Annotated in this window: 27 protein-coding genes; 19 read left to right on the top strand and 8 right to left on the bottom strand. The window is 53.0% G+C overall.

The window, feature by feature from the left end; all coding sequences use genetic code 11:
* Positions 1-100 precede the first annotated feature (100 nt).
* From accD to hisP, 11 genes are all read left to right on the top strand, one after another.
* Positions 101-1015 (top strand): acetyl-CoA carboxylase, carboxyltransferase subunit beta, encoded by a 915-nt coding sequence (gene accD, locus VH187_RS22515; RefSeq protein ID WP_329703663.1) that lies wholly within the window; start codon positions 101-103, stop codon positions 1013-1015.
* A gap of 71 nt (positions 1016-1086) precedes the next feature.
* Positions 1087-2355 carry a bifunctional tetrahydrofolate synthase/dihydrofolate synthase gene (folC, locus tag VH187_RS22510; RefSeq protein ID WP_329703662.1) on the top strand — a complete coding sequence of 423 codons (1269 nt, stop codon included), beginning with the start codon at positions 1087-1089 and terminating at the stop codon, positions 2353-2355.
* Positions 2345-3022, top strand: a complete 678-nt coding sequence (dedD, locus tag VH187_RS22505; RefSeq protein ID WP_329703661.1) for a cell division protein DedD — start codon at positions 2345-2347, stop codon at positions 3020-3022. Before folC ends, dedD begins: the two co-directional genes overlap by 11 nt.
* A 289-nt stretch (positions 3023-3311) precedes the next feature.
* A complete protein-coding gene (gene cvpA, locus VH187_RS22500) occupies positions 3312-3800 on the top strand; it encodes a colicin V production protein (protein WP_097161729.1) in 489 nt (162 codons plus the stop codon).
* A 33-nt stretch (positions 3801-3833) separates the two neighbouring features.
* On the top strand, positions 3834-5351 hold the full coding sequence (gene purF, locus VH187_RS22495) for an amidophosphoribosyltransferase (RefSeq protein WP_329703660.1): 1518 nt from the start codon (positions 3834-3836) through the stop codon (positions 5349-5351).
* Positions 5352-5448: 97 nt separating this feature from the next.
* Positions 5449-6021: a UbiX family flavin prenyltransferase gene (locus VH187_RS22490; protein ID WP_329703659.1), complete on the top strand. Its 573-nt coding sequence runs from the start codon at positions 5449-5451 to the stop codon at positions 6019-6021.
* A 293-nt stretch (positions 6022-6314) separates the two neighbouring features.
* Positions 6315-7097: a lysine/arginine/ornithine ABC transporter substrate-binding protein ArgT gene (gene argT / locus VH187_RS22485; RefSeq protein ID WP_329703658.1), complete on the top strand. Its 783-nt coding sequence runs from the start codon at positions 6315-6317 to the stop codon at positions 7095-7097.
* Between the two features lie 256 nt (positions 7098-7353).
* Positions 7354-8136: a histidine ABC transporter substrate-binding protein HisJ gene (gene hisJ, locus VH187_RS22480; protein ID WP_329703657.1), complete on the top strand. Its 783-nt coding sequence runs from the start codon at positions 7354-7356 to the stop codon at positions 8134-8136.
* A gap of 68 nt (positions 8137-8204) precedes the next feature.
* On the top strand, positions 8205-8891 hold the full coding sequence (locus tag VH187_RS22475; protein WP_329703656.1) for a histidine ABC transporter permease HisQ: 687 nt from the start codon (positions 8205-8207) through the stop codon (positions 8889-8891).
* Positions 8888-9604: an ABC transporter permease gene (locus VH187_RS22470; protein ID WP_329703655.1), complete on the top strand. Its 717-nt coding sequence runs from the start codon at positions 8888-8890 to the stop codon at positions 9602-9604. Before VH187_RS22475 ends, VH187_RS22470 begins: the two co-directional genes overlap by 4 nt.
* A gap of 7 nt (positions 9605-9611) precedes the next feature.
* Complete coding sequence (hisP, locus tag VH187_RS22465) at positions 9612-10385, top strand: histidine ABC transporter ATP-binding protein HisP (RefSeq protein ID WP_329703654.1); 774 nt, start codon at positions 9612-9614, stop codon at positions 10383-10385.
* Positions 10386-10418: 33 nt separating this feature from the next.
* On the opposite strand, the gene VH187_RS22460 is transcribed toward hisP, so the two are convergent.
* The 6 genes from VH187_RS22460 to yfcG all read right to left on the bottom strand — a co-directional run bounded on the left by VH187_RS22460 (position 10419) and on the right by yfcG (position 13945).
* The gene (locus VH187_RS22460) at positions 10419-10913 is read right to left on the bottom strand and encodes a GNAT family N-acetyltransferase (RefSeq protein WP_329703653.1); all 495 of its coding nucleotides are present in this window, start codon (positions 10911-10913) and stop codon (positions 10419-10421) included.
* Positions 10914-10925: 12 nt separating this feature from the next.
* A complete protein-coding gene (locus VH187_RS22455) occupies positions 10926-11486 on the bottom strand; it encodes a helix-turn-helix transcriptional regulator (protein ID WP_329703652.1) in 561 nt (186 codons plus the stop codon).
* A 20-nt stretch (positions 11487-11506) separates the two neighbouring features.
* A complete protein-coding gene (locus tag VH187_RS22450; protein ID WP_329703651.1) occupies positions 11507-11758 on the bottom strand; it encodes a hypothetical protein in 252 nt (83 codons plus the stop codon).
* A 232-nt stretch (positions 11759-11990) separates the two neighbouring features.
* Positions 11991-12884, bottom strand: coding sequence for a TIGR01777 family oxidoreductase (locus VH187_RS22445; RefSeq protein WP_329703650.1), 894 nt, complete (start codon positions 12882-12884; stop codon positions 11991-11993).
* A gap of 18 nt (positions 12885-12902) precedes the next feature.
* Complete coding sequence (gene folX / locus VH187_RS22440; protein ID WP_329703649.1) at positions 12903-13265, bottom strand: dihydroneopterin triphosphate 2'-epimerase; 363 nt, start codon at positions 13263-13265, stop codon at positions 12903-12905.
* Positions 13266-13315: 50 nt separating this feature from the next.
* Positions 13316-13945: a GSH-dependent disulfide bond oxidoreductase gene (gene yfcG / locus VH187_RS22435; RefSeq protein ID WP_329703648.1), complete on the bottom strand. Its 630-nt coding sequence runs from the start codon at positions 13943-13945 to the stop codon at positions 13316-13318.
* A 140-nt stretch (positions 13946-14085) separates the two neighbouring features.
* Between yfcG and yfcF the strand changes: the two genes are divergently transcribed.
* The 3 genes from yfcF to yfcD are packed head-to-tail and all read left to right on the top strand — an operon-like array spanning position 14086 to position 15933.
* The gene (gene yfcF / locus VH187_RS22430; RefSeq protein ID WP_329703647.1) at positions 14086-14730 is read left to right on the top strand and encodes a glutathione transferase; all 645 of its coding nucleotides are present in this window, start codon (positions 14086-14088) and stop codon (positions 14728-14730) included.
* A 53-nt stretch (positions 14731-14783) separates the two neighbouring features.
* Positions 14784-15335, top strand: a complete 552-nt coding sequence (gene yfcE / locus VH187_RS22425; protein ID WP_329703646.1) for a phosphodiesterase — start codon at positions 14784-14786, stop codon at positions 15333-15335.
* Positions 15336-15390: 55 nt separating this feature from the next.
* Positions 15391-15933 (top strand): NUDIX hydrolase YfcD, encoded by a 543-nt coding sequence (yfcD, locus tag VH187_RS22420; protein WP_329703645.1) that lies wholly within the window; start codon positions 15391-15393, stop codon positions 15931-15933.
* 3 nt (positions 15934-15936) lie between these two features.
* On the opposite strand, the gene VH187_RS22415 is transcribed toward yfcD, so the two are convergent.
* Positions 15937-16956 (bottom strand): LacI family DNA-binding transcriptional regulator, encoded by a 1020-nt coding sequence (locus tag VH187_RS22415; RefSeq protein ID WP_329703644.1) that lies wholly within the window; start codon positions 16954-16956, stop codon positions 15937-15939.
* Positions 16957-17172: 216 nt separating this feature from the next.
* Between VH187_RS22415 and VH187_RS22410 the strand changes: the two genes are divergently transcribed.
* From VH187_RS22410 to VH187_RS22390, 5 genes are all read left to right on the top strand, one after another.
* Positions 17173-17616, top strand: a complete 444-nt coding sequence (locus VH187_RS22410; RefSeq protein WP_329703643.1) for a PTS sugar transporter subunit IIA — start codon at positions 17173-17175, stop codon at positions 17614-17616.
* A gap of 83 nt (positions 17617-17699) precedes the next feature.
* Positions 17700-17972 (top strand): PTS sugar transporter subunit IIB, encoded by a 273-nt coding sequence (locus VH187_RS22405; RefSeq protein WP_329703642.1) that lies wholly within the window; start codon positions 17700-17702, stop codon positions 17970-17972.
* Positions 17973-18002: 30 nt separating this feature from the next.
* Positions 18003-19391 carry a PTS ascorbate transporter subunit IIC gene (locus VH187_RS22400; RefSeq protein WP_329703641.1) on the top strand — a complete coding sequence of 463 codons (1389 nt, stop codon included), beginning with the start codon at positions 18003-18005 and terminating at the stop codon, positions 19389-19391.
* Positions 19391-20224 (top strand): transketolase, encoded by an 834-nt coding sequence (locus tag VH187_RS22395; RefSeq protein ID WP_329703720.1) that lies wholly within the window; start codon positions 19391-19393, stop codon positions 20222-20224. Before VH187_RS22400 ends, VH187_RS22395 begins: the two co-directional genes overlap by 1 nt.
* Positions 20217-21170 carry a transketolase family protein gene (locus VH187_RS22390; protein WP_329703640.1) on the top strand — a complete coding sequence of 318 codons (954 nt, stop codon included), beginning with the start codon at positions 20217-20219 and terminating at the stop codon, positions 21168-21170. The genes VH187_RS22395 and VH187_RS22390 overlap by 8 nt, the downstream gene beginning before the upstream one ends.
* 126 nt (positions 21171-21296) lie before the next feature.
* On the opposite strand, the gene pta is transcribed toward VH187_RS22390, so the two are convergent.
* The coding region (pta, locus tag VH187_RS22385) for a phosphate acetyltransferase (RefSeq protein WP_329703639.1) at positions 21297-22625 on the bottom strand (1329 nt) is incomplete at its 5' end.

Below are 22625 nucleotides of genomic sequence, written 5' to 3'. Positions count from 1 at the left end.
TTAATGTGCAACATTCATGGTCTGTGAGCCCTAAAAATGGCATTATTCGCCGCTTACAGCAAAAACTGGCATCGACCAGGTTCAGGCAGAAAGGTTATCAATGAGCTGGATTGAACGAATTAAAAGCAATATCGCCCCCACCCGCAAGGCGAGTATCCCGGAAGGGGTATGGACCAAATGTGACAGCTGCGGACAGGTCCTGTACCGCGCCGAGCTGGAGCGTAACCTGGAGGTTTGCCCGAAGTGCGATCACCACATGCGTATGTCAGCGCGTAACCGCCTGCATAGCCTGATGGATGAAGGCACTTTAGTGGAATTGGGTAGCGAGCTTGAGCCGAAAGATCTGCTGAAGTTCCGTGACTCTAAGAAATACAAAGACAGACTGGCCTCTGCTCAGAAAGAAACGGGCGAGAAAGACGCGCTGGTGGTCATGAAAGGCACCCTGTTTGGTGCACCTATTGTCGCAGCGGCGTTTGAGTTCTCCTTTATGGGCGGCTCAATGGGTTCCGTAGTTGGCGCTCGCTTTGTGCGTGCTGTTGAGTATGCACTGGAAAACAATTGCCCGATGGTGTGCTTCTCAGCCTCCGGCGGCGCACGTATGCAAGAAGCGCTGATGTCACTGATGCAGATGGCGAAAACCTCTGCGGCGCTGGCAAAAATGCAGGAGCAGGGTCTGCCGTATATTTCCGTGCTGACCGACCCAACTATGGGGGGCGTTTCTGCAAGTTTTGCGATGCTGGGTGACCTGAACATCGCTGAACCGAAAGCGTTGATCGGTTTTGCGGGTCCGCGTGTTATCGAGCAGACCGTGCGTGAAAAACTGCCGCCTGGCTTCCAGCGCAGCGAATTCCTGATCGAAAAAGGCGCGATCGATATGATCGTTCGTCGTCCTGAAATGCGCTTTAAGCTTGCCAGCGTACTGGCGAAGCTGATGAATCTCCCGGCACCAAACCCGGAAGCACCACGCGAAGCTGTGGTGGTACCGCCGGTACCGGATCAGGAACCAGAGGCCTGATAATGCATGAGGGCAGGGCCAAACGGCGCTGCCCTTTTTGCTTGTGCTAACCGTTAACTATCGCGGGTATCATGGAAAAAGAACTCACTCCACTCGCCACGTCACCCCTGGTCACGTGGCTTTCTTATCTGGAACATCTGCACAGCAAAACCATCGATCTTGGGCTTGCGCGCGTGAGCGACGTTGCCGGGCGGATGGATGTGCTGAAACCTGCCCCATTTGTGTTTACCGTCGCGGGCACCAACGGCAAAGGCACCACCTGCCGCACGCTCGAATCGGTGCTGATGGCCGCAGGTTTTAAGGTCGGCGTGTACAGCTCTCCGCATCTGGTTCGTTACACCGAGCGTGTTCGCGTGCAGGGCGGCGAACTGCCTGAATCAGCACACACGCTGTCATTTGCCGAAATCGAAAAGGCGCGCGGTGACATCTCCCTGACCTATTTTGAATTCGGCACGCTGTCGGCGCTGTGGCTGTTTAAGCAGGCGCAGCTGGATGTTGTTATTCTTGAAGTCGGGCTGGGTGGACGTCTGGATGCAACCAATATCGTGGACGCGGATGTCGCAGTGGTCACCAGCATTGCGCTTGACCATACCGACTGGCTCGGCCCGGATCGCGAAAGCATTGGGCGCGAGAAAGCGGGCGTGTTTCGCAGTGGAAAGCCCGCTGTTGTGGGTGAACCTGATATGCCGCAAACCATTGCCGATGTTGCCGCCGAGAAAGGCGCAACCCTGCTGCGTCGAGGCATTGACTGGCAGTATGTCGTTAACGAAAACGGCTGGAACTTCCGTGATGCGCAAGGTGAGTTAAACAACCTGCCGTTACCGCAAGTGCCGCAGCCCAATGCGGCAACCGCGTTGGCGGCATTGCGTGCAAGCGGGCTGGCTATTAGCGAACAGGCCCTTCGTGAGGGTATTCAGAATGCGATGCTTCCAGGGCGCTTTCAGATTGTGAGTGAATCGCCGCGCCTTATTCTCGATGTGGCGCATAATCCTCATGCGGCGGCCTATCTCGCGGAACGTCTGAAAATGCAACCGACTGCCGGGCGCACGCTCGCAGTGATTGGTATGCTTCATGACAAAGATATTGCCGGCACGCTGGCTTGCCTGTCTGAGGTTGTAGATAGCTGGTATTGCGCCCCGCTCGAAGGCCCGCGAGGGGCGACAGCGGAACAGTTGGTGGAACATTTGCGCGATGGCGTAGTCTATGCCACTGTAGCGCAGGCGTGGCATGCCGCGATGGCAGAGGCACGTCCGCAAGATACGGTGCTGGTGTGTGGTTCGTTCCACACGGTAGCCCATGTAATGGAAGAGATGGACGCGGGGAAAACCGGTGGCGAGTAAGTTTCAGAATCGTTTAGTCGGAACCATTGCGCTGGTGGCACTGGGGGTTATCGTGCTGCCAGGGCTACTGGATGGTCAGAAAAAACATTATCAGGACGAGTTTGCTGCCATCCCACTGGTGCCAAAACCGGGTGATAAGGATGAGCCGGATATGCTTCCTGCTGTGACGCAGGCGCTGCCTTCTCAGCCGCCTGAAGGCGCGGCAGAAGAAGTCAGAGCCGGTAACGCGGCTGCACCTTCGCTGGATGCGTCGCGTGATGCAGCCAACAGTAGCAGCAATGAGATTGCCTATGCTGAGCAGCCGGAGCCGAAACCTGTCGCGCCGAAACCACAAGTCCAGACACCGCCTAAACCTCAGCGTGATACCACCAGCGAACAGCCAGCACAGCAAAAACCCGTCGCTGATGATAAACCGGTGCCAACGGGCAAAGCCTATGTCGTGCAGCTTGGCGCGTTGAAGAATGCCGACAAAGTAAATGAAATTGTCGGCAAACTGCGCGGGGCAGGGTATCGGGTGTTTACCATTCCTTCGACGCCAGCGGCGGGAAAAATTACCCGTATTCTGGTTGGACCGGATGCCTCAAAAGACAAAATGAAAGGTTCGCTTGGCGAACTGAAACAGTTATCAGGCTTGAACGGCGTGGTAATGGGCTATAGCCCTAACTGATTGTGAATGACCGGATGACGTTACGCTTATCCGGCTTATAAATTGTGCTGGATCCTCAGCCGGGTAAACGCAGTACCGCCTGGCAAAAAGAGAGTGCAGCAAACATCATCAACAGCAGTTGATGAGAGCTAAATAGTCCTCAAAAGGGCTAAAAGCTCAGGTGGCGTTGAGTGTTTTTTCAGCGCCATTTTTATTTGGGCGGGGAAAGGAAATCCCTACGCAAACGTTTTCTTTTTCTGTTAGAATTCGCCCCGAACTGGACGACAGGGCGTAAAATCGTGGGACAACTATGGTCTGGATTGATTACGCCATTATTGCGGTGATTGGTTTTTCTTGTTTGGTAAGCCTCATCCGCGGCTTTGTTCGTGAAGCTTTGTCACTGGTAACCTGGGGTTGTGCTTTCTTTGTTGCCAGTCATTACTACACTTACCTGTCTGTCTGGTTTACGGGCTTTGAAGACGAACTGGTTCGAAACGGGATTGCTATCGCGCTGCTCTTTGTCGCGACGCTTATCGTCGGTGCTATCGTTAACTATGTTATCGGTACGCTGGTTGAAAAGACGGGCCTGTCGGGAACCGACAGGGTGCTTGGGATCTGTTTTGGTGCGCTGCGTGGAGTACTTATCGTTGCCGCCATTCTGTTCTTCCTCGACACGTTCACCGGCTTTTCGAAAAGCGATGACTGGCAAAAGTCACAGCTGATCCCGCAGTTCAGCGTCGTCATCAGAATGTTCTTTGACTATCTGCAAAGCTCGTCAAGTTTCTTGCCCAAAGCATAAGCTTTGGGGAGTTCTGAACGAGGAAAATGACGTATGTGCGGTATTGTCGGTATCGCCGGTGTTATGCCGGTAAACCAGTCGATTTATGACGCGTTAACGGTGCTTCAGCACCGTGGGCAGGATGCCGCGGGCATCATCACCATTGATGCCAACAACTGCTTCCGTTTGCGTAAGGCCAACGGCCTGGTGAGCGATGTGTTTGGCGCCGTGCATATGCAGCGCCTGCAGGGCAATATGGGTATCGGTCACGTTCGCTACCCCACTGCAGGCAGCTCCAGCGCTTCTGAGGCGCAGCCTTTCTACGTTAACTCACCTTACGGCATCACGCTTGCGCACAACGGCAATTTGACCAATGCTCATGAGCTGCGCAAGAAGCTGTTTGAAGAGAAGCGCCGCCATATCAACACCACCTCTGATTCCGAAATCCTGCTGAATATCTTTGCCAGCGAGCTGGATAATTTCCGCCACTATCCGCTGGAAGCAGACAACATCTTCGCAGCCATTGCTGCCACCAACCGTCAGATTCGTGGCGCGTATGCGTGTGTGGCAATGATCATCGGCCACGGCATGGTTGCCTTCCGCGATCCTAACGGGATTCGCCCGCTGGTCCTCGGCAAACGTGATATCGGCGACGGTCGCACCGAATACATGGTGGCATCCGAAAGTGTGGCGCTTGATACGCTGGGCTTCGAATTCCTGCGTGACGTCGCGCCCGGTGAAGCGATTTACATCACCGAAAAAGGCCAACTGTTCACCCGTCAGTGCGCTGATAATCCAGTGAGCAACCCGTGCCTGTTCGAGTATGTGTACTTCGCGCGCCCGGATTCATTTATCGATAAAATTTCGGTCTACAGCGCACGCGTGAATATGGGCACTAAGCTCGGTGAGAAGATCGCCCGCGAGTGGGAAGATCTGGATATTGACGTTGTGATCCCAATCCCAGAAACCTCCTGCGATATCGCGCTGGAAATTGCCCGCATTCTTGACAAGCCATACCGTCAGGGCTTTGTGAAAAACCGTTATGTGGGCCGCACCTTTATCATGCCAGGCCAGCAGCTGCGCCGTAAATCCGTGCGCCGTAAGCTGAACGCCAACCGTGCTGAGTTCCGTGATAAAAACGTGCTTCTCGTCGACGATTCTATCGTGCGTGGCACCACCTCCGAGCAGATTATCGAGATGGCGCGTGAAGCGGGTGCGAAGAAAGTCTACCTGGCTTCTGCCGCACCGGAAATCCGCTTCCCGAACGTTTACGGAATCGACATGCCGAGCGCAACAGAGCTGATTGCTCACGGTCGTGAAGTGGATGAGATTCGCCAGATAATCGGTGCAGATGGCCTGATTTTCCAGGACCTGAACGATCTGATTGAGGCGGTTCGCGCCGAGAATCCGGATATCCAGCAGTTCGAATGTTCGGTATTCAACGGGGTGTACGTCACCAAAGACGTTAACCAGCAGTATCTTGATTACCTCGACTCGCTGCGTAACGACGATTCGAAAGCCCTACAGCGTCAGAACGAAGTTGAAAACCTCGAGATGCACAACGAGGGTTAACGGCCTTTACGCCCTCTCTGCACGAGAGGGCGTCTTTCCTTGCAACTCCCGCCTAAATACGGCAAAGTCAGCCCCAGTACGAAGACAGGGCGCAATCATGAAACGACTCATTGTTGGAATTTCCGGTGCCAGCGGCGCTATTTATGGCGTTCGGCTGCTGCAAGTGCTGCGCGACGTCGCAGAAGTGGAAACCCATTTGGTTATGAGTCAGGCCGCGCGTCAGACACTGGCTTTGGAAACTGACCTCTCTTTACGTGACGTTCAGGCGTTGGCCAATGTCGTTCACGACGCACGTGATATCGCCGCCAGTATCTCTTCCGGTTCGTTCAAAACAGATGGCATGGTTATTCTACCGTGTTCGATCAAAACCCTTTCTGGCATTGTGCATAGTTATACCGATGGACTGCTGACCCGCGCCGCAGATGTGGTGTTGAAAGAACGTCGACCGTTGGTTTTATGCGTGCGTGAAACGCCATTGCACCTTGGGCATTTGCGGTTGATGACACAAGCGGCGGAAATCGGGGCGGTTATTATGCCACCCGTTCCGGCGTTTTATCATCGCCCCCAAACGATAGATGACGTGATTAATCAAACGGTTAATCGTGTGCTCGATCAGTTTGATATTACCCTGCCGAAAGAGCTCTTCACCCGTTGGCAAGGCGCAGAATAATCGCACTAAGATAGTGCATCTTTTTAGTGCATGCGTGGTCAGCAGGCGATTTTGCAATCCCGATCAAATCCTCAACATTTAATCCCCTTTTTCACCGTTTAGCGCTGCGGTTTATTCGCTATAGCTGTTATCTTTCATTCTTAAGACAACTCTGTAACTATTCATTAACACATTTAACGCTGTTTTTTTGAACAGATCGTTGAGGTGGCATAAAACGTGCAGAGCAGGTCTGTAACACACAACACCATTGATTACATAACACGCAACTGCATCACGACACTTAAGGGTAATGTATGAAGAAGACGGTTTTGGCTCTCTCTTTATTGCTGGGGATCAGCAGTGCCTCCAGCGTATTTGCCGCGCTGCCGCAGACTGTTCGTATCGGTACTGATGCCACTTACGCGCCGTTCTCATCCAAGGATGCGAAAGGGGATTTCGTTGGTTTTGATATCGATCTGGGTAATGAAATGTGCAAACGCATGCACGTGAAATGTACCTGGGTAGGAAGCGATTTCGACTCCCTGATCCCGTCCCTGAAGGCGAAGAAAATTGACGCGATCATCTCTTCTCTGTCGATTACCGAAAAACGCCAGCAGGAGATTAATTTCTCCGAGAAACTTTACGCCGCTGACTCTCGTCTGATCGCCGCGAAAGGCTCTCCGATTGTGCCAACCATTGAGTCGCTGAAAGGCAAGCATGTCGGTGTGCTGCAAGGGTCAATTCAGGAAACCTACGGCAACGACAAATGGCGCAGTCAGGGCGTGGACGTAGTGGCCTATCAGAACCAGGATCTTATCTATTCCGACCTCGCGGCAGGCCGTCTTGACGCTGCATTCCAGGATGAAGTCGCTGCGAGCGAAGGCTTCCTGAAGCAGCCAGCCGGTAAAGACTATGCGTTTGCTGGCCCGTCTGTTAAAGATAAGAAATACTTCGGCGACGGCACCGGGGTTGGTTTGCGCAAAGACGATACCGAACTGAAAGCCGCATTCGATAAAGCGTTTGATTCGCTGCGCAAAGACGGCACCTACGACAAGATGGCGAAGAAGTATTTCGACTTCAACGTCTACGGTGACTAAGACTGTACAGGCCCGGGGAACCGGGCCATTTTCGGGCTGAGCAGTTATCTATACATGTGTGGCATTACGCGATAATGCTTTTTTCTGGTGCAATTAGCGCACCGTTATGGTGCGTTAGTGAATAGTTAAGCATCATTAATGCAAAAAAGTGCGTATTTGTCCCGATTACCTTTTGCCTTACCCGCATAAAAGGTGGCACGATAACTGTTCTGATACTTCTGAATTCCCGTTAAATGACAGTCTGTTGAGGATAGTTATGAAAAAACTGGCGTTGTCTCTTTCTCTTGCGTTGGCACTTTCCAGCGTTTCTACGGTTTTCGCAGCCATTCCGCATAAAGTTCGCATTGGCACCGATCCGACTTATGCTCCCTTCGAATCCAAGAATGCGCAGGGGGAATTAGTCGGTTTTGACATCGATCTGGCAAAAGAACTCTGTAAGCGCATTAAAACGCAATGTACCTTTGTCGAAAACCCGCTGGATGCGCTGATCCCCTCTCTGCAAGCGAAGAAAATCGACGCCATTATGTCCTCACTCTCCATTACGGAAAAACGCCAGCAGCAGATTGCCTTCACGGACAAACTCTATGCCGCAGATTCCCGCCTGGTGGTGAAAAAAGGCAGCCCGGTAACGCCTGACCTCAGCGCCCTCAAAGGCAAGCGCGTCGGCGTGCTGCAAGGAACCACTCAGGAAACTTACGGCAACGAGCATTGGGCGCCGAAAGGGATCGAAATCGTCTCCTATCAGGGCCAGGACAATATCTATTCTGACCTGACGGCTGGACGCATCGACGCGGCGTTCCAGGACGAAGTAGCGGCAAGCGAAGGTTTCCTTAAGCAACCTGTCGGTAAAGATTATCAGTTTGGCGGCCCGTCCATTAAGGATGAAAAACTGTTCGGCGTAGGCACCGGTATGGGCCTGCGTAAAGAGGATAACGAACTGCGTGTTGCCCTGAATAAAGCCTTTGCTGAGATGCGTGCCGATGGCACTTACGACAAGCTGGCGAAGAAGTATTTCGACTTTAACGTATACGGCGAGTAATCGCTGTTTGCGCCGCAGGCTCCGACGTTCCCGGGGCCTGACGGGGCAGGACTGACAGGACAGGCTCAATGCTGTACGGGTTTTCACAAGTCATATTACAGGGCGCCCTGGTTACTCTTGAGCTGGCCCTCAGCTCCGTCGTGCTAGCTTTGCTCATTGGCCTGGCCGGTGCGGCGGGCAAACTTTCCGGCAATCGAGCACTGGCGCTGATTTTCGAAGGCTATACCACGTTAATTCGTGGCGTGCCGGACCTGGTGCTGATGTTACTGATTTTCTACGGTCTGCAAATTGCGCTTAACAGCATCACTGATGCCCTGGGGCTGGCGCAGTTTGATATCGATCCGATGATTGCCGGTATCATTACACTCGGTTTTATCTACGGAGCTTACTTCACCGAAACTTTTCGTGGCGCATTTATGGCTGTGCCGAAAGGGCATATCGAAGCGGCTACCGCCTTCGGGTTTACCGCTCGCCAGACCTTCGTGCGAATTTTGTTTCCAGCGATGATGCGTTTTGCGCTGCCGGGGATCGGAAATAACTGGCAGGTAATCCTCAAAGCGACGGCGCTAGTCTCGCTGCTTGGACTGGAAGATGTGGTTAAGGCTACGCAGCTTGCCGGGAAAAGTACCTGGGAGCCGTTCTACTTCGCCATCGTCTGCGGCGTTATTTACCTGGTGTTTACGACCGTCTCTAATGGTGTGCTGCTTCTGCTCGAGCGTCGTTATTCTGTGGGTGTGAAGAGGGCTGACCTGTGATTGAGATCGTTCAGGAGTACTGGAAATCCCTGCTATGGACCGACGGCTACCGTTTAACCGGTGTGGCGATCACGCTGTGGTTACTGATTTCCTCCGTAGTGATGGGCGGCATTCTTGCTGTGTTTTTAGCCATTGGCCGCGTTTCGAGTAATAAATACGTTCAGTTCCCCATCTGGTTATTCACCTATATTTTCCGCGGCACGCCGCTGTATGTGCAGCTGCTGGTGTTTTATTCCGGAATGTATACGCTGGAAATCGTCAAAGGCACCGAACTGCTGAATGCGTTTTTCCGCAGCGGCTTGAACTGTACGGTGCTGGCATTGACGCTGAATACCTGTGCGTATACCACGGAAATTTTTGCGGGTGCGATTCGTTCTGTTCCTGCGGGTGAAATTGAAGCTGCGCGCGCTTATGGCTTTTCCGGCGTGAAACTTTACCGCTGCATTATTTTGCCCTCCGCACTGCGTATCGCGCTCCCGGCGTACAGCAACGAAGTCATTTTGATGCTGCACTCCACGGCGCTCGCGTTTACCGCTACGGTGCCGGATCTGCTGAAAATCGCCCGTGATATTAACTCTGCCACTTACCAGCCGTTTACCGCGTTTGGGATTGCGGCGGTGCTGTATCTGATTATCTCTTATGTGCTGATTAGCCTGTTCCGCAAAGCGGAAAAACGCTGGCTGCAACATGTGAAACCCTCTTCGACACACTGAGAACATCATGCCTGATAATAAATTAGACGTAATCGACTTGCACAAACGCTACGGCGAACATGAAGTGCTGAAAGGGGTGTCACTGAAAGCGAATGCCGGTGATGTTATCAGTATCATCGGTTCATCGGGTTCCGGAAAAAGTACCTTCCTGCGCTGCATTAACTTCCTCGAAAAACCGAGTGAAGGGAAGATAGTGGTAAGCGGGCAGAACATTGGCCTGGTCCGTGATAAAGACGGTCAGCTCAAAGTGGCTGATAAAAATCAGCTGCGCCTGTTGCGCACGCGTTTAACCATGGTGTTCCAGCATTTCAACCTGTGGAGCCACATGACGGTGCTGGAGAACGTCATGGAAGCGCCGATTCAGGTACTGGGCCTCAGCAAGCAGGAAGCGCGTGAACGTGCGGTAAAGTACCTGGCAAAAGTGGGTATCGACGAGCGCCAGCAGATAAAATATCCGGTGCATTTGTCTGGCGGTCAGCAACAGCGTGTTTCTATTGCCCGTGCGTTGGCGATGGAGCCGGAAGTGCTGCTGTTTGATGAACCGACTTCTGCGCTTGATCCGGAACTGGTGGGCGAAGTGCTGCGCATCATGCAGAAACTGGCGGAAGAAGGAAAAACCATGGTGGTGGTAACGCATGAGATGGGCTTTGCCCGTGATGTCTCTTCCCACGTCATTTTCCTGCACCAGGGGCTGATTGAAGAAGAAGGCCACCCGGATGAGGTATTTGGTAACCCGAAAAGCGCGCGCCTGCAGCAGTTCCTGAAAGGTTCGCTGAAATAAATGTTATTCCCTCGTCTTTCGGGTGAGGGAATTCTACCGCTCCAGTCGATAGACCCAATCGTCGTAATACTCTCCATCCATTTGGAACGCTTTTTCCAGCACTTGCGTACGTTTAAATCCAAGTTTTTCCAGTAATCGCACTGACCCCAAATTCTCGGCAAGCACCCAGGCATTAATTGCTGTCAGGCGAAGCGATGTGAAGCCATAGTCACAGATAGCCGCCAGTGCTTCCTGAGCCAATCCTTTTCCTTGTGCCTGAGGTAACAGCGCGTAGCCGACATCGGCCTCTTGAGCGTTCTGCGAGCTTATCTGTAGCCCGATATCTCCCACAAATTCTCCCTGAGCTTCGTAGATCGCGAATACATTGCCGCCGAGGCGTGATTCAAATTTCAACCGAAGTTCGTTTTCGCAGGCTTGCTCCCCCATAAAGCGCATGACGTTGGGGTTGTTACGTAATGCCAGAAAACCGGGCCAGTTGGCGTCACTAAGCGGAGGCAGAATCAGGCGTGATGTCCTTAAGGTGGGCATAAGGGCTCCTGGTTATGAGTGAAGACGTGGAACTGCTTTACCTTCCATTTGATGCAGATAATGCATCACGTTGCTTTGTTCGGGTGAAGCACGAAGCTGCAATGCGAGGTTCAGATTATCCAGAACCCGTGCATTGCTGATGAGAGGAGAATCAGCGGGAATGCGTCCCTCACTCGCCAGCCAGTCGACCACTGTACGCCAGCGCCAGAGGGGAGAATTGCCTTTCACGCGTTGGACCGGACCGGGAAATTGGCGTGATCCTCTCGCGCCGTCTTTGAGTAATGCAATAGCCTGGCGGGTGAGACCCGTCAGTTCAGCAATGTCGCTCAGCCCAAGCAGCGTAGAATCCACGGACTCAACACGTGCGCCGATGCCTGAGGATTCGATATCGCTGATGGCTGAAATAACGGCTTGCGTCAGGTTTTCTTCATAGCGATCGAATTCAAGATAAACCGCCGTGCCGTAGAAGCAAATTAAGGCATCATCACAGCCTGCGGAAAACAGGGCATCTTCAAGACCTGTGGTATCTGAGGTGACGCCAGACAGCGTCAGAGTGAAATTAAAAAGCGACATCGGTGACTCCTTCTTACCGGTTAAACGGGTAATCCCTTTGGCCTGATCTGCAGCGGACAACAGCTCTCGACCTTCCTGATGATTTGCCGGGCATGATTTTGCGGGCTACCGGGAGTGGACCATACGCTCATCATATGCAGCCGATGTTCCGGTATTCCACATTTCAATCGACCATAGCAATGCGAACTGTTACCGCTGGAGATAAAAATCCAGCCTTTCGATTCTGCGTAGGCGATAGCCGCACGTATATGTTTGTCAGGATGTTCCTTCATCGTTACTTGTCCTGTGCAGTATGAATAGAGTGTTGACCGATGTCAACGCGTAATTTGAGTGATAATTACCCATGGCATTGGCGCAGAGAATACGCTTCGCGAGCGCAAAGTGGGTCGGATTGGCAGGACAAAAGAGGGGAAAATTACAACGTTGCGAGCAGCATTCCAGCGTGGGTGAAAGCGTTGCACTGGAATGCGCGGAAATCAGGCTTTAGCGGGATGAAAGAATAGGTTATGCCAGCACGTCACCGAGAGCTTCTTCGAGATCGTACCAACGGAAAGCAAACCCGGCATCTTCCAGACGTTTAGGAAGCGCGCGTTGACCGCCAAGCACAAGCACTGAGGATTCCCCCATCAGCAACCTGATGGCCATTGCGGGGGCGCGCAGAACCGCTGGGCGATGCAAAGCGTGGCCCAACGCATGAGCAAATTGCTCATTACGAACAGGATAGGGGGAGACCATGTTGAACGGGCCACGCAGATTGTTATCCAGTAGCCAAAGAATGCCGTTAACCATGTCGTCGATATGGATCCACGCCAGATATTGACGACCATTGCCGATCGGACCACCAAGCCCGAGTTTGAACGGTGGCACCATTTTCCCCAGGATCCCGCCTTTGGGGGCCAGCACGACACCAGTACGCAGCAGACAAACACGCGTGGACTCACTTTGAGCGCCACAGGCGATTTGTTCCCAGCGGGCGCAAAGTTTATGAGTGAATTCGTTATGCGGTGGTTCTTCCTCAGTGACAACCACTTCACCGAGGTCGCCGTAATAGCCTGCGGCTGAACCGGATATCAGCACGCCGGGGGGCTGTTGACTCGAGGCGAACAGCTCAGCCAGTTTCTGGGTTATCTGCCACCGGCTGTTACACAACCGCTGTTTTTGCGCTTCCGTCCAGCGTTTGTCGGCGATGGGTTCGCCCGCCAGGTTGATTACCGCATCGATACCATCAAGATTGCTGCGTTCATTGAGCCCTTTCCACAGTTCAACTCGTGCATCCAGAAGCTGGCGCGCTTTATCCGGGCTACGTGTGACCACTGCAACGCTGTGGCCCAGCTCGAACAGGCGTGGGATCAAATGCCTGCCAATCAGGCCTGTACCGCCGGTAATCAGGATTTTCATGCGACCTCCGAATTGCGCTTAACGTCGCCAACTCATCGTCATTGAGACGGAATCGGCGTACCGCAGCGCGTGAAGTTTGTCGATTTCCACTTCAGCATATGTGACCCAGCGATGTTCGCATGCGATATTGAGCACATCCTGAGTTAATTTTTCCAGCAAAGAGAAGCGGTTACTCTCCACATGTTGAATGATTTGCTTAGTGATAGTGCGGTAGTTCAGGGCGTCATTGATATCTTCGCTGTTGCGCGAGTTTTCTGCCGGATAGTGGATAGCCACGTTAATGACGATATCCTGACGATTGGCGATCTCTTCTTCTTTGATACCGATAAAGGTACGCAGGCGCAGGTTCTTGATTCGAATAATGGCGTCTGGCTGGGGCATTGCAGGCTTCCTCCTTGTTATTATTGCAAGCATGATACAACAAAGTCTGATTAGTTCGCGTGGGACTTCTGCATCGCTCTTTCTGTCGCCGGACGTTGGCGAATGCGCTCGAACCAGTTATTCACCGCCGGGAAATTGTGCAGGTCGATGCGCTGTCGCTGATGCGAGTTAATCCACGGCCAGCAGGCGATATCAGCAATACTGTAATGATCGCCGCCAAGCCATGGGCTGATTTCCAGTCGTTTATTCAATACGTTGTATAAGCGCTGAGTTTCAACCTGATAGCGTTCAATGGCATACGGCACTGGCTGTGGTGCGAAATGGTTGAAATGATGATTTTGCCCAAGCATAGGACCGAGGCCACCGATTTGCCAGAATAGCCATTGCAGCGTTTTATGACGCTCCCGCAGTTCACCGCTCAGTAATTTTCCTGATTTTTCTGCCAGGTAAAGCAAGATTTCGCCGGACTCGAAAAGACTGAGTGGGGCACCGCCGTCGGCTGGCACATGATCGACAATTGCAGGGATTTTATTGTTAGGCGAAACGCTAAGAAATTCAGGGCGAAACTGGTCGCCTTTGCTGATATCCACGCGGATCAGGCGATAAGCCAGCTGCGCTTCTTCCAGAAACAATGTGACTTTATGACCGTTTGGGGTAGGGGCGTAATAGAGGTCAATCATTTTAACTCCTGGACCTGGGCTATTTTCATGACTTTTGCAGTATAGGTGGTTAAGACAATTGTGTGAGTTTTCATCAAGTGACAGTCTGACGCAGACGCGATATGTTGACGCTTTCACCCTAAGAAACCGTTGAGGAAATTATGACTCGTCCTGTGATTACGCTGTGGTCCGATGCCAATTATTTCTCGCCTTACGTGATGTCCGTGTATGTTGCTTTGCAGGAAAAGGGGCTGGCGTTCAGCCTGAAAACGGTGGATTTAAACAAGGGGGAGCATTTACAGTCCGGCTGGAAAGGATATGCCTCAACCCGCCGGGTGCCTCTCCTTGAGGTCGATGCTTTTGAGCTGACGGAGTCATCCGCGATAACCGAATATCTGGACGAGCGTTTTTCCCCGCCGCAGTGGGAACGTTTGTATCCGCATGATATTGAAAAGCGTGCCCGCGCTCGCCAGATACAGGCCTGGCTGCGTAGTGATTTAATGCCGATCCGCGAGGAGCGATCTACGGATGTCGTTTTTGGGGGCATCAAGAAACCTCCTCTAACAAGCAATGGACAAAAAGCGGCGGCGAAACTCTTCGATACCGCCAGCGCGCTACTGGCTCATGGCAAACCGAACCTATTCGGAGAGTGGTCGATTGCCGATACCGATTTGGCTCTGATGCTGAATCGTCTTGTGCTCAATGGTGATGATGTGCCAGAGGCTCTCGCGGTTTACGCCACCTTCCAGTGGCAGCGAGCTTCAGTCCAACGCTACATTGCGCTTTCCGCGAAACACTCTGGCTGAACAGGCTGCCATAATCCGTTATGATAGTGCGGTTTTTCGTGGAGGAATGATTGATGAAACTGATGTTTGCGTCAGATATTCACGGGTCTTTACCCGCCGCAGAGCGCGTACTGTCTTTGTTCGCTCAGAATGAGGCCGATTATCTGGTCATCCTGGGCGACATTTTGAATCATGGTCCGCGTAATGCGTTGCCGGAAGGGTATGCTCCCGCAGAAGTGGCGGAGCGGCTCAACACGGTTGCCGACCGGATTATTGCCGTGCGTGGCAATTGCGACAGTGAAGTCGACCAGATGCTGCTGCATTTTCCCATTACGGCACCCTGGCAACAGGTGCTGACGGCAAAGCAGCGCCTTTTTTTGACGCATGGACATCTGTTTGGCCCGGACAATCTGCCCCGGCTCTCGGTTGGCGATGTGCTGGTTTATGGTCATACTCATATTCCTGTAGCCGCCCAAAACGGCGAACTCTTCCACTTCAACCCGGGTTCCGTCAGCATTCCGAAAGGTGGGTTTAGCGCCAGCTACGGCATGATGGAAGACAATAAATTGCGGGTTTTAGCACTCAATGATCAACGGGTTATTGCAGAGGTAGCAATTAATCCGTAATTTACCCGACAACAGTAAACGCGCCGCAAGAGCGCTATAGAGAGAAGGTTTTCTGATGGTGGAGCAGAATTTGGCAAGTACTGAATGGGTGGATATCGTCAACGAAGATAATGAGGTCATCGCACAGGCCAGCCGCGAGCAAATGCGCGCCCAGTGTCTGCGTCATCGCGCGACCTACATTGTGGTTCATGACGGTATGGGGAAGATCCTGGTGCAGCGCCGCACTGAAACCAAAGACTTTATGCCCGGTATGTTAGATGCCACTGCAGGTGGAGTCGTGCAGTCCGACGAACAGCTGCTGGATTCTGCGCGCCGTGAAGCCGAAGAAGAACTGGGGATCGCAGGTGTGCCCTTTGCCGACCACGGGCAGTTCTATTTCGAAGACAAACATTGCCGCGTCTGGGGCAGTCTTTTTAGCTGCGTATCCCACGGCCCGTTTGCATTACAGGAAGAAGAAGTGAGTGAAGTCTGCTGGTTGACGCCGGAAGAGATCACCGCGCGCTGCGATGAGTTTACCGCGGATTCCCTGAAAGCACTGGCGTTGTGGATGAGCCGCAATGCCAATAACGAAATGGCAAAGGAAGAAGAAACCGAGTAATCCTCAGCAGCTATCCCGCAAACAGAGTTTTGCGGCGATGGTGGGGTTTTCATCCCACTCTTCATCATTCAGGCGCGCCAGCAGTGCGCGTCCAGCTTCAATGCCTATCTGCCGATGCGGCACTGAGATGGTGGTCAATGGCGGCTGACATACACGACTCACGTCGCTGTCGCCGAACCCGACGATGGCCAGGTCATCTGGCACTTTTATTCGCCTGCGCTGACACTCATACAGCGCGCCACACGCCATTTCATCCGACACGCACACCAGCGCATCCAGTTCAGGCCACGCCAATAAAAACTCAGGCAGTTGCGACGCTCCCGTAGTAAAAGTCGGTGGTTCTGCGGCGTTGATCACCCGATTCGGCGACATATGATGGCGCAGCATCGCTTTGTACCAGCCCTGTAAATGTTGCTGGAAAATCCACTGTTCCTGGTTGGCGCACAGCAGGCCGATATTTTGATAGCCGCGCTGGATAAGCATTTCAGTCAGTTCAAACATCGCTGAGACATTATCTATACCGATGTTCATGTCCAGCGGATCGGTGCGCTTGGCACCCATCTCCATCACCGGAATCGAACCGTTTTCCAGCCACTGGCGGGCGGTATCGCTGTGCTCAACACTGAGCAGAATGGCGGCGGCAATATTTGACGCCAGCAACGTTTCCAGCAGTTTTTCTTCCTGATCGAGGTGATGGCGAGATTCAGCCAGCATGATTTGATAGCCCGCAGGCTGTAAAACCTGCTGCAATCCGGCGAACATCTCTGAACACCCAGCTTCTGCCAGGCTTGGCACCACCATCCCAATGGTCCACGACGACGCGGAGGCAAGCGCACTCGCCGCCAGATTGGGCATATACCCTAATGATTGTACCGCTGCTTCAATCTTTTCCCTGAGTTTGTCGGAGACTTGCTCCGGCGTACGCAGTGCCCGGGAAACGGTCATCGTTCCCACACCGGCAAGGAGTGCTACATCAGCGAGCGTGACTTTGCCGGTACTGCGACGTTTTCGGGTCAGAGACATGCTTCTTCCTGATTGAAATCTCGTTTTAAAAGTGTTTGCAGTATACGCCTGAAATCCCTCTTTTTGATGAGATATTACAGGATGTTCCTATTTTGATAGCGCTATCACAAAATCAGGTGATGATAATTTGGTAGCGCTATCTTTGTGACTATCATCACAGTCAGCTTTCCAGACCTTGCATAAAGTTTGTCCACCTAACCACTGCAGGAGAACATCATGCTGAGTCAATGGATCCACGACGGCACCATCCGGCTTCAGGAAAAGGTCGAAAGCTGGCCGCAGGCGCTGGAAATATGTGCTCAGCCGCTGCTTGATGCTAAAACAATCACCCCGGAGTACATCACCGCCATTATTGAACAGCATCATGTGCTCGGGCCGTATTATGTGCTGGCCCCCGGTCTGGCGATGCCACATGCTCGTCCGGAAGAGGGCGCGCAGGGATTAGGGCTTTCATTGCTGAAGCTGCAGCACGGCGTCAATTTCGGTTCTGATGAACACGATCCGGTCGATCTGATTATTATGCTGGCAGCACCGGATAAACATAGCCATATAGAAATGATTTCATCGCTCGCAGAATTATTCTCCAGTGATGAGGATATGGTGTTATTGCACCAGGCAAAAACGCTTGAGGAGATAAAAACGATAATTTCTCGCTTCTGAATATTTTATTTTTTACCCCTGACCTCTGACATTTTATCCGTGGATAAAGTGCGGTGAGACTCTACATAAAAAAGGTGGCAATAATGAAAATTATGGCGATTTGCGGATCTGGCCTTGGCAGCAGTTTTATGGTCGAAATGAATATTAAAAAAGTCCTCAAGAAGTTGAATATTGATGCTGAGGTTGAACATTCGGACCTCTCCTCCGCTACCCCAGGCGCAGCCGATCTCTTTGTGATGGCGAAAGATATTGCTGAAAGCGCCAGCGTGCCGGAGCATCAGTTAATAGTGATCAGCAATATTATCGATATCAACGAACTGGAAAATAAGCTTAGCGCTTATTTCGCCAACCGTTAACCATTAATCCGCATTGAGTGAGGGGCAAATATGTTTATCCTCGAAACGCTTAACTTTGTGGTCGATATTTTAAAAGTACCTTCGGTGCTGGTGGGGTTAATTGCGCTGATCGGTCTGGGGGCACAGAAAAAATCTTTTTCTGATGTTGTAAAAGGCACGGTAAAAACGATTCTGGGCTTTATCGTTTTGGGCGGCGGCGCTGGCGTTTTAGTTGGCTCATTAAACCCATTAGGCGGTATGTTTGAACACGCATTCAGTATTCAGGGAATTATCCCGAATAACGAAGCAATTGTGTCTATCGCGCTGGAGAAATACGGCGCAGCGACTGCGCTTATCATGGCGTTTGGCATGGTGGCGAACATCGTCGTGGCCCGCTTTACACGTCTGAAATACATCTTTCTGACCGGGCACCACACGTTCTACATGGCGTGCATGATTGGCGTGATCCTGACCGTGGCCGGTTTTGAAGGTATCGCGTTGGTGTTCACCGGATCGCTGATTTTGGGTCTGATTATGGCGTTCTTCCCGGCGATTGCGCAGCGTTATATGAAGCGTATTACCGGGAATGATGACATTGCATTTGGTCACTTTGGTACGCTTGGCTACGTGCTATCTGGCTGGATTGGCAGCAAGGTTGGCAAAGGCTCACGCTCAACCGAAGAGATGAACTTGCCGAAGAACCTTAGTTTCCTGCGCGACAGCTCGATCTCTATCTCGCTGACCATGATGATTATTTACCTGATTATGGCAGTCTGTGCCGGACGTGAGTACGTCGAAGCCACGTTCAGCGGCGGACAGAACTATCTGGTATACGCCATCATCATGGCAATCACATTCGCCGCAGGGGTGTTCATCATCCTGCAAGGCGTACGCCTGATTCTGGCGGAAATCGTCCCAGCATTTACCGGTTTTTCGGAAAAACTGGTGCCGAATGCGCGCCCGGCGCTGGACTGCCCGGTGGTGTATCCCTACGCCCCGAATGCGGTGCTGATTGGTTTCCTGTTCAGTTTTCTCGGCGGTCTGGTGGGGTTGTTCCTCTGTGGGCAATTCAAATGGGTACTGATCCTGCCGGGCGTTGTGCCTCACTTCTTCACTGGTGCCACCGCAGGCGTGTTTGGTAACGCTACTGGCGGGCGTCGCGGCGCGATGGTAGGTGCATTTGCCAACGGTCTGCTGATTACCTTCCTGCCTGTTTTACTGCTGCCGGTACTTGGCGCGCTGGGCTTTGCCAACACCACCTTCTCCGATGCGGATTTCGGCGCGGTCGGTATCGTGCTCGGTAATCTCGCTCGCTATCTGTCGCCAATGGCGATAACCGGGTTGGTGGTAGTGATTTTTGCCCTGCTGGTGATGTTCAACTATCTGGCCAGAAGCAAAGTTGCCCGTAACGATTCCCCGCAAAACACAGGAGCCAAATGATGAGTACGGTTGCAGAGGTTACCCAACTGGCGCGCGATATTCGCGTCGCCACCCTGAAAGCGCTGACCGATTTGGGATTTGGACACTATGGCGGCAGCATGTCGGTGGTAGAAACTCTGGCGGTTCTGTACGGCGATGTCATGCGTATCGACCCGGGCGATCCGGACTGGAAAGGGCGAGATTACTTTGTGTTATCCAAAGGCCATGCGGGCCCGGCGCTGTACAGTACGCTGGCGATTAAAGGCTATTTCCCGCAGGAAGAGCTGAGCACGCTAAACCAGAACGGGACTAAACTGCCGAGCCATCCGGACAGGTTAAAAACCCGTGGCGTAGATGCCACCACCGGCTCATTAGGCCAGGGGATTTCTATTGCAGGCGGCATGGCGCTCTCACACAAGCTGGCAGGGCGCAGCAATCGCGTATTCTGCATCGTCGGCGACGGTGAACTGAACGAAGGGCAGTGCTGGGAAGCATTCCAGTTTATTGCGCACCACAAGCTCAACAACCTGACAGTGTTCGTCGACTGGAATAAACAGCAACTCGACGGTGAGCTGGACGAAATCATCTGCGCCTTTGACCTGCACGAAAAATTCACCGCGTTTGGTTATGACGTGGTGACGGTGAAAGGGGATGATATTCCCGGTTTACTGGAAGCTGTGAAACCTGTTCCCGCTGTAGATGCCCGGCCACGGCTGGTGATCCTCGACAGCATCAAAGGGCAGGGCGTGCCGTATCTGGAGAATTTAGGCAACTCACACCACCTGCGCCTGACGGACGACATGAAGCAAACCCTGAACGAGACCATTGCCCAACTGGAGGCTACCCATGATTAAGGTTGCAGCTGAAGGCGCGAAAGACGCAGTCGAGATGCGTAAGGTTTACGCCGGTTTCGTGGCGGATCAGATTGAGTCGGGTAGCGACATTATCGCACTCGAGGCTGATTTGATGAGTTCAATGGCGATGGATGGCGTTCACAAAAAATACCCGCAGCAGGTGATCAACTGCGGAATTATGGAAGCTAACGTGATTGGTACAGCGGCAGGGCTGTCGCTTACCGGCCGCAAACCGTTTGTGCATACGTTTACTGCTTTCGCCAGCCGTCGCTGTTTTGACCAGCTGTTTATGTCACTCGATTACCAGCGTAATAACGTCAAAGTGATTGCTTCTGACGCGGGGGTAACGGCCTGTCACAACGGCGGCACACACATGTCTTTCGAAGATATGGGCATCGTGCGCGGGCTGGCGAATTCGGTGGTCATGGAAGTGACCGATGCCACCATGTTTAAAGACATTCTTAACCAACTGATCGATCTGGAAGGATTCTATTGGGTCCGGACTATCCGTAAGCAAGCGCCTTCGGTTTATCAGGAGGGTTCCACGTTCACTATCGGTAAAGGCAACGTGCTGCGTGAAGGTGACGACATCACGCTTATCGCCAACGGGATTATGGTGGCGGAAGCGCTGGAAGCGGCTCGAAGGCTGGAACGGGACGGGTTCAGCGCGGCGGTCATTGACATGTTTACCCTGAAACCTCTCGACCGGATGTTGGTGAAGAATTACGCCGAGAAAACCGGGCGTATCGTCACCTGTGAAAATCACAGCATCCATAATGGGTTAGGGTCGGCGGTGGCGGAAGTGTTGGTGGAAACCTGCCCGGTGCCGATGCGTCGAGTCGGGGTGAAAGAGCGTTACGGTCAGGTGGGAACTCAGGATTTCCTGCAACAGGAGTACGGTTTAACCGCAGAGGCGATTGTGAAGGCCGCGAAAGAACTGCTGTAATCTGATTCTGGTAATAAAAAAAGGCGACCTGTTGAAAGGTCGCCTTTTTACATTGCCCGGCGGCGCTATTGCCTGTCAGACCTACGCTTTTGTAGACCGGATAGGCGGAGCGCCATCCGGCAACAATCAGTCCTGCTGAGAAGACTGGATCGCGGTCAGAGCGATGGTGTAGACGATATCGTCTACCAGCGCGCCACGAGACAGATCGTTCACCGGCTTGCGCATACCTTGCAGCATCGGCCCGATGGAGATCAGATCGGCTGAACGCTGTACCGCTTTGTAAGTGGTGTTACCGGTGTTCAGATCTGGGAAGATGAACACGGTAGCGCGACCCGCAACCGGAGAGTTCGGCGCTTTGGACTTCGCCACGTCTGCCATAACGGCGGCATCGTACTGCAGCGGGCCATCGATCATCAGGTCAGGACGTTTTTCCTGCGCCAGACGGGTGGCTTCGCGAACTTTCTCAACGTCGCTACCTGCACCAGAAGTGCCGGTGGAGTAAGAGAGCATTGCTACGCGTGGTTCGATACCAAACGCAATCGCAGAATCTGCAGACTGGATAGCAATCTCAGCCAGCTGTTCAGCGGTTGGATCCGGGTTGATCGCGCAGTCGCCGTAAACATAAACCTGTTCAGGCAGCAGCATGAAGAACACAGAGGAGACCAGCGAGCTACCTGGTGCCGTTTTGATCAGCTGCAGCGGTGGGCGGATGGTGTTCGCGGTGGTGTGAACAGCACCAGAAACCAGACCGTCAACTTCGTCCTGCTCCAGCATCAGGGTACCCAGAACCACGTTGTCTTCCAGCTGTTCACGGGCAACGGCTTCGGTCATGCCTTTGCTCTTACGCAGCTCAACCAGACGGGCAACATAGCTTTCGCGAACCACTTCAGGGTCAACGATCTCGATGCCAGCGCCAAGCTCAACGCCCTGAGACGCCGCAACGCGGGTGATCTCATCCGGGTTACCCAGCAGCACACAGGTCGCGATGCCGCGCTCTGCACAGATAGCGGCTGCTTTAACGGTACGTGGTTCGTCGCCTTCTGGCAGAACAACGCGTTTGCCTGCTTTACGCGCCAGCTCGGTCAGCTGATAGCGGAAGGCTGGCGGTGACAGACGACGGCTGCGCTCGGAGGTTGCCGTCAGGGATTCGATCCAGTCTGCGTTGATATAACCCGCAACGTATTCCTGAACTTTCTCAATACGCTCATGGTCATCAACCGGCACTTCCAGGTTGAAACTCTGCAGGCTCAGTGACGTCTGCCAGGTGTTGGTGTTAACCATAAAGACCGGCAGACCAGTGGCGAACGCACGTTCGCACAGCTTGCTGACGCGTGGGTCCATTTCGTAAGCACCGGTCAGCAGGATCGCACCGATTTCAACGCCGTTCATCGCCGCCAGGCAGGCTGCAACCAGCACGTCAGGGCGTTCAGCGGAGGTCACCAGCAGGGAACCTGC

This window comes from Scandinavium sp. (assembly GCF_036271055.1).
In the GTDB taxonomy this organism is placed as follows: Bacteria; Pseudomonadota; Gammaproteobacteria; order Enterobacterales; family Enterobacteriaceae; genus Scandinavium.
Note: the sequence above shows the minus strand (reverse complement) of the source record. Positions and strands in the feature narration are given on the sequence as shown.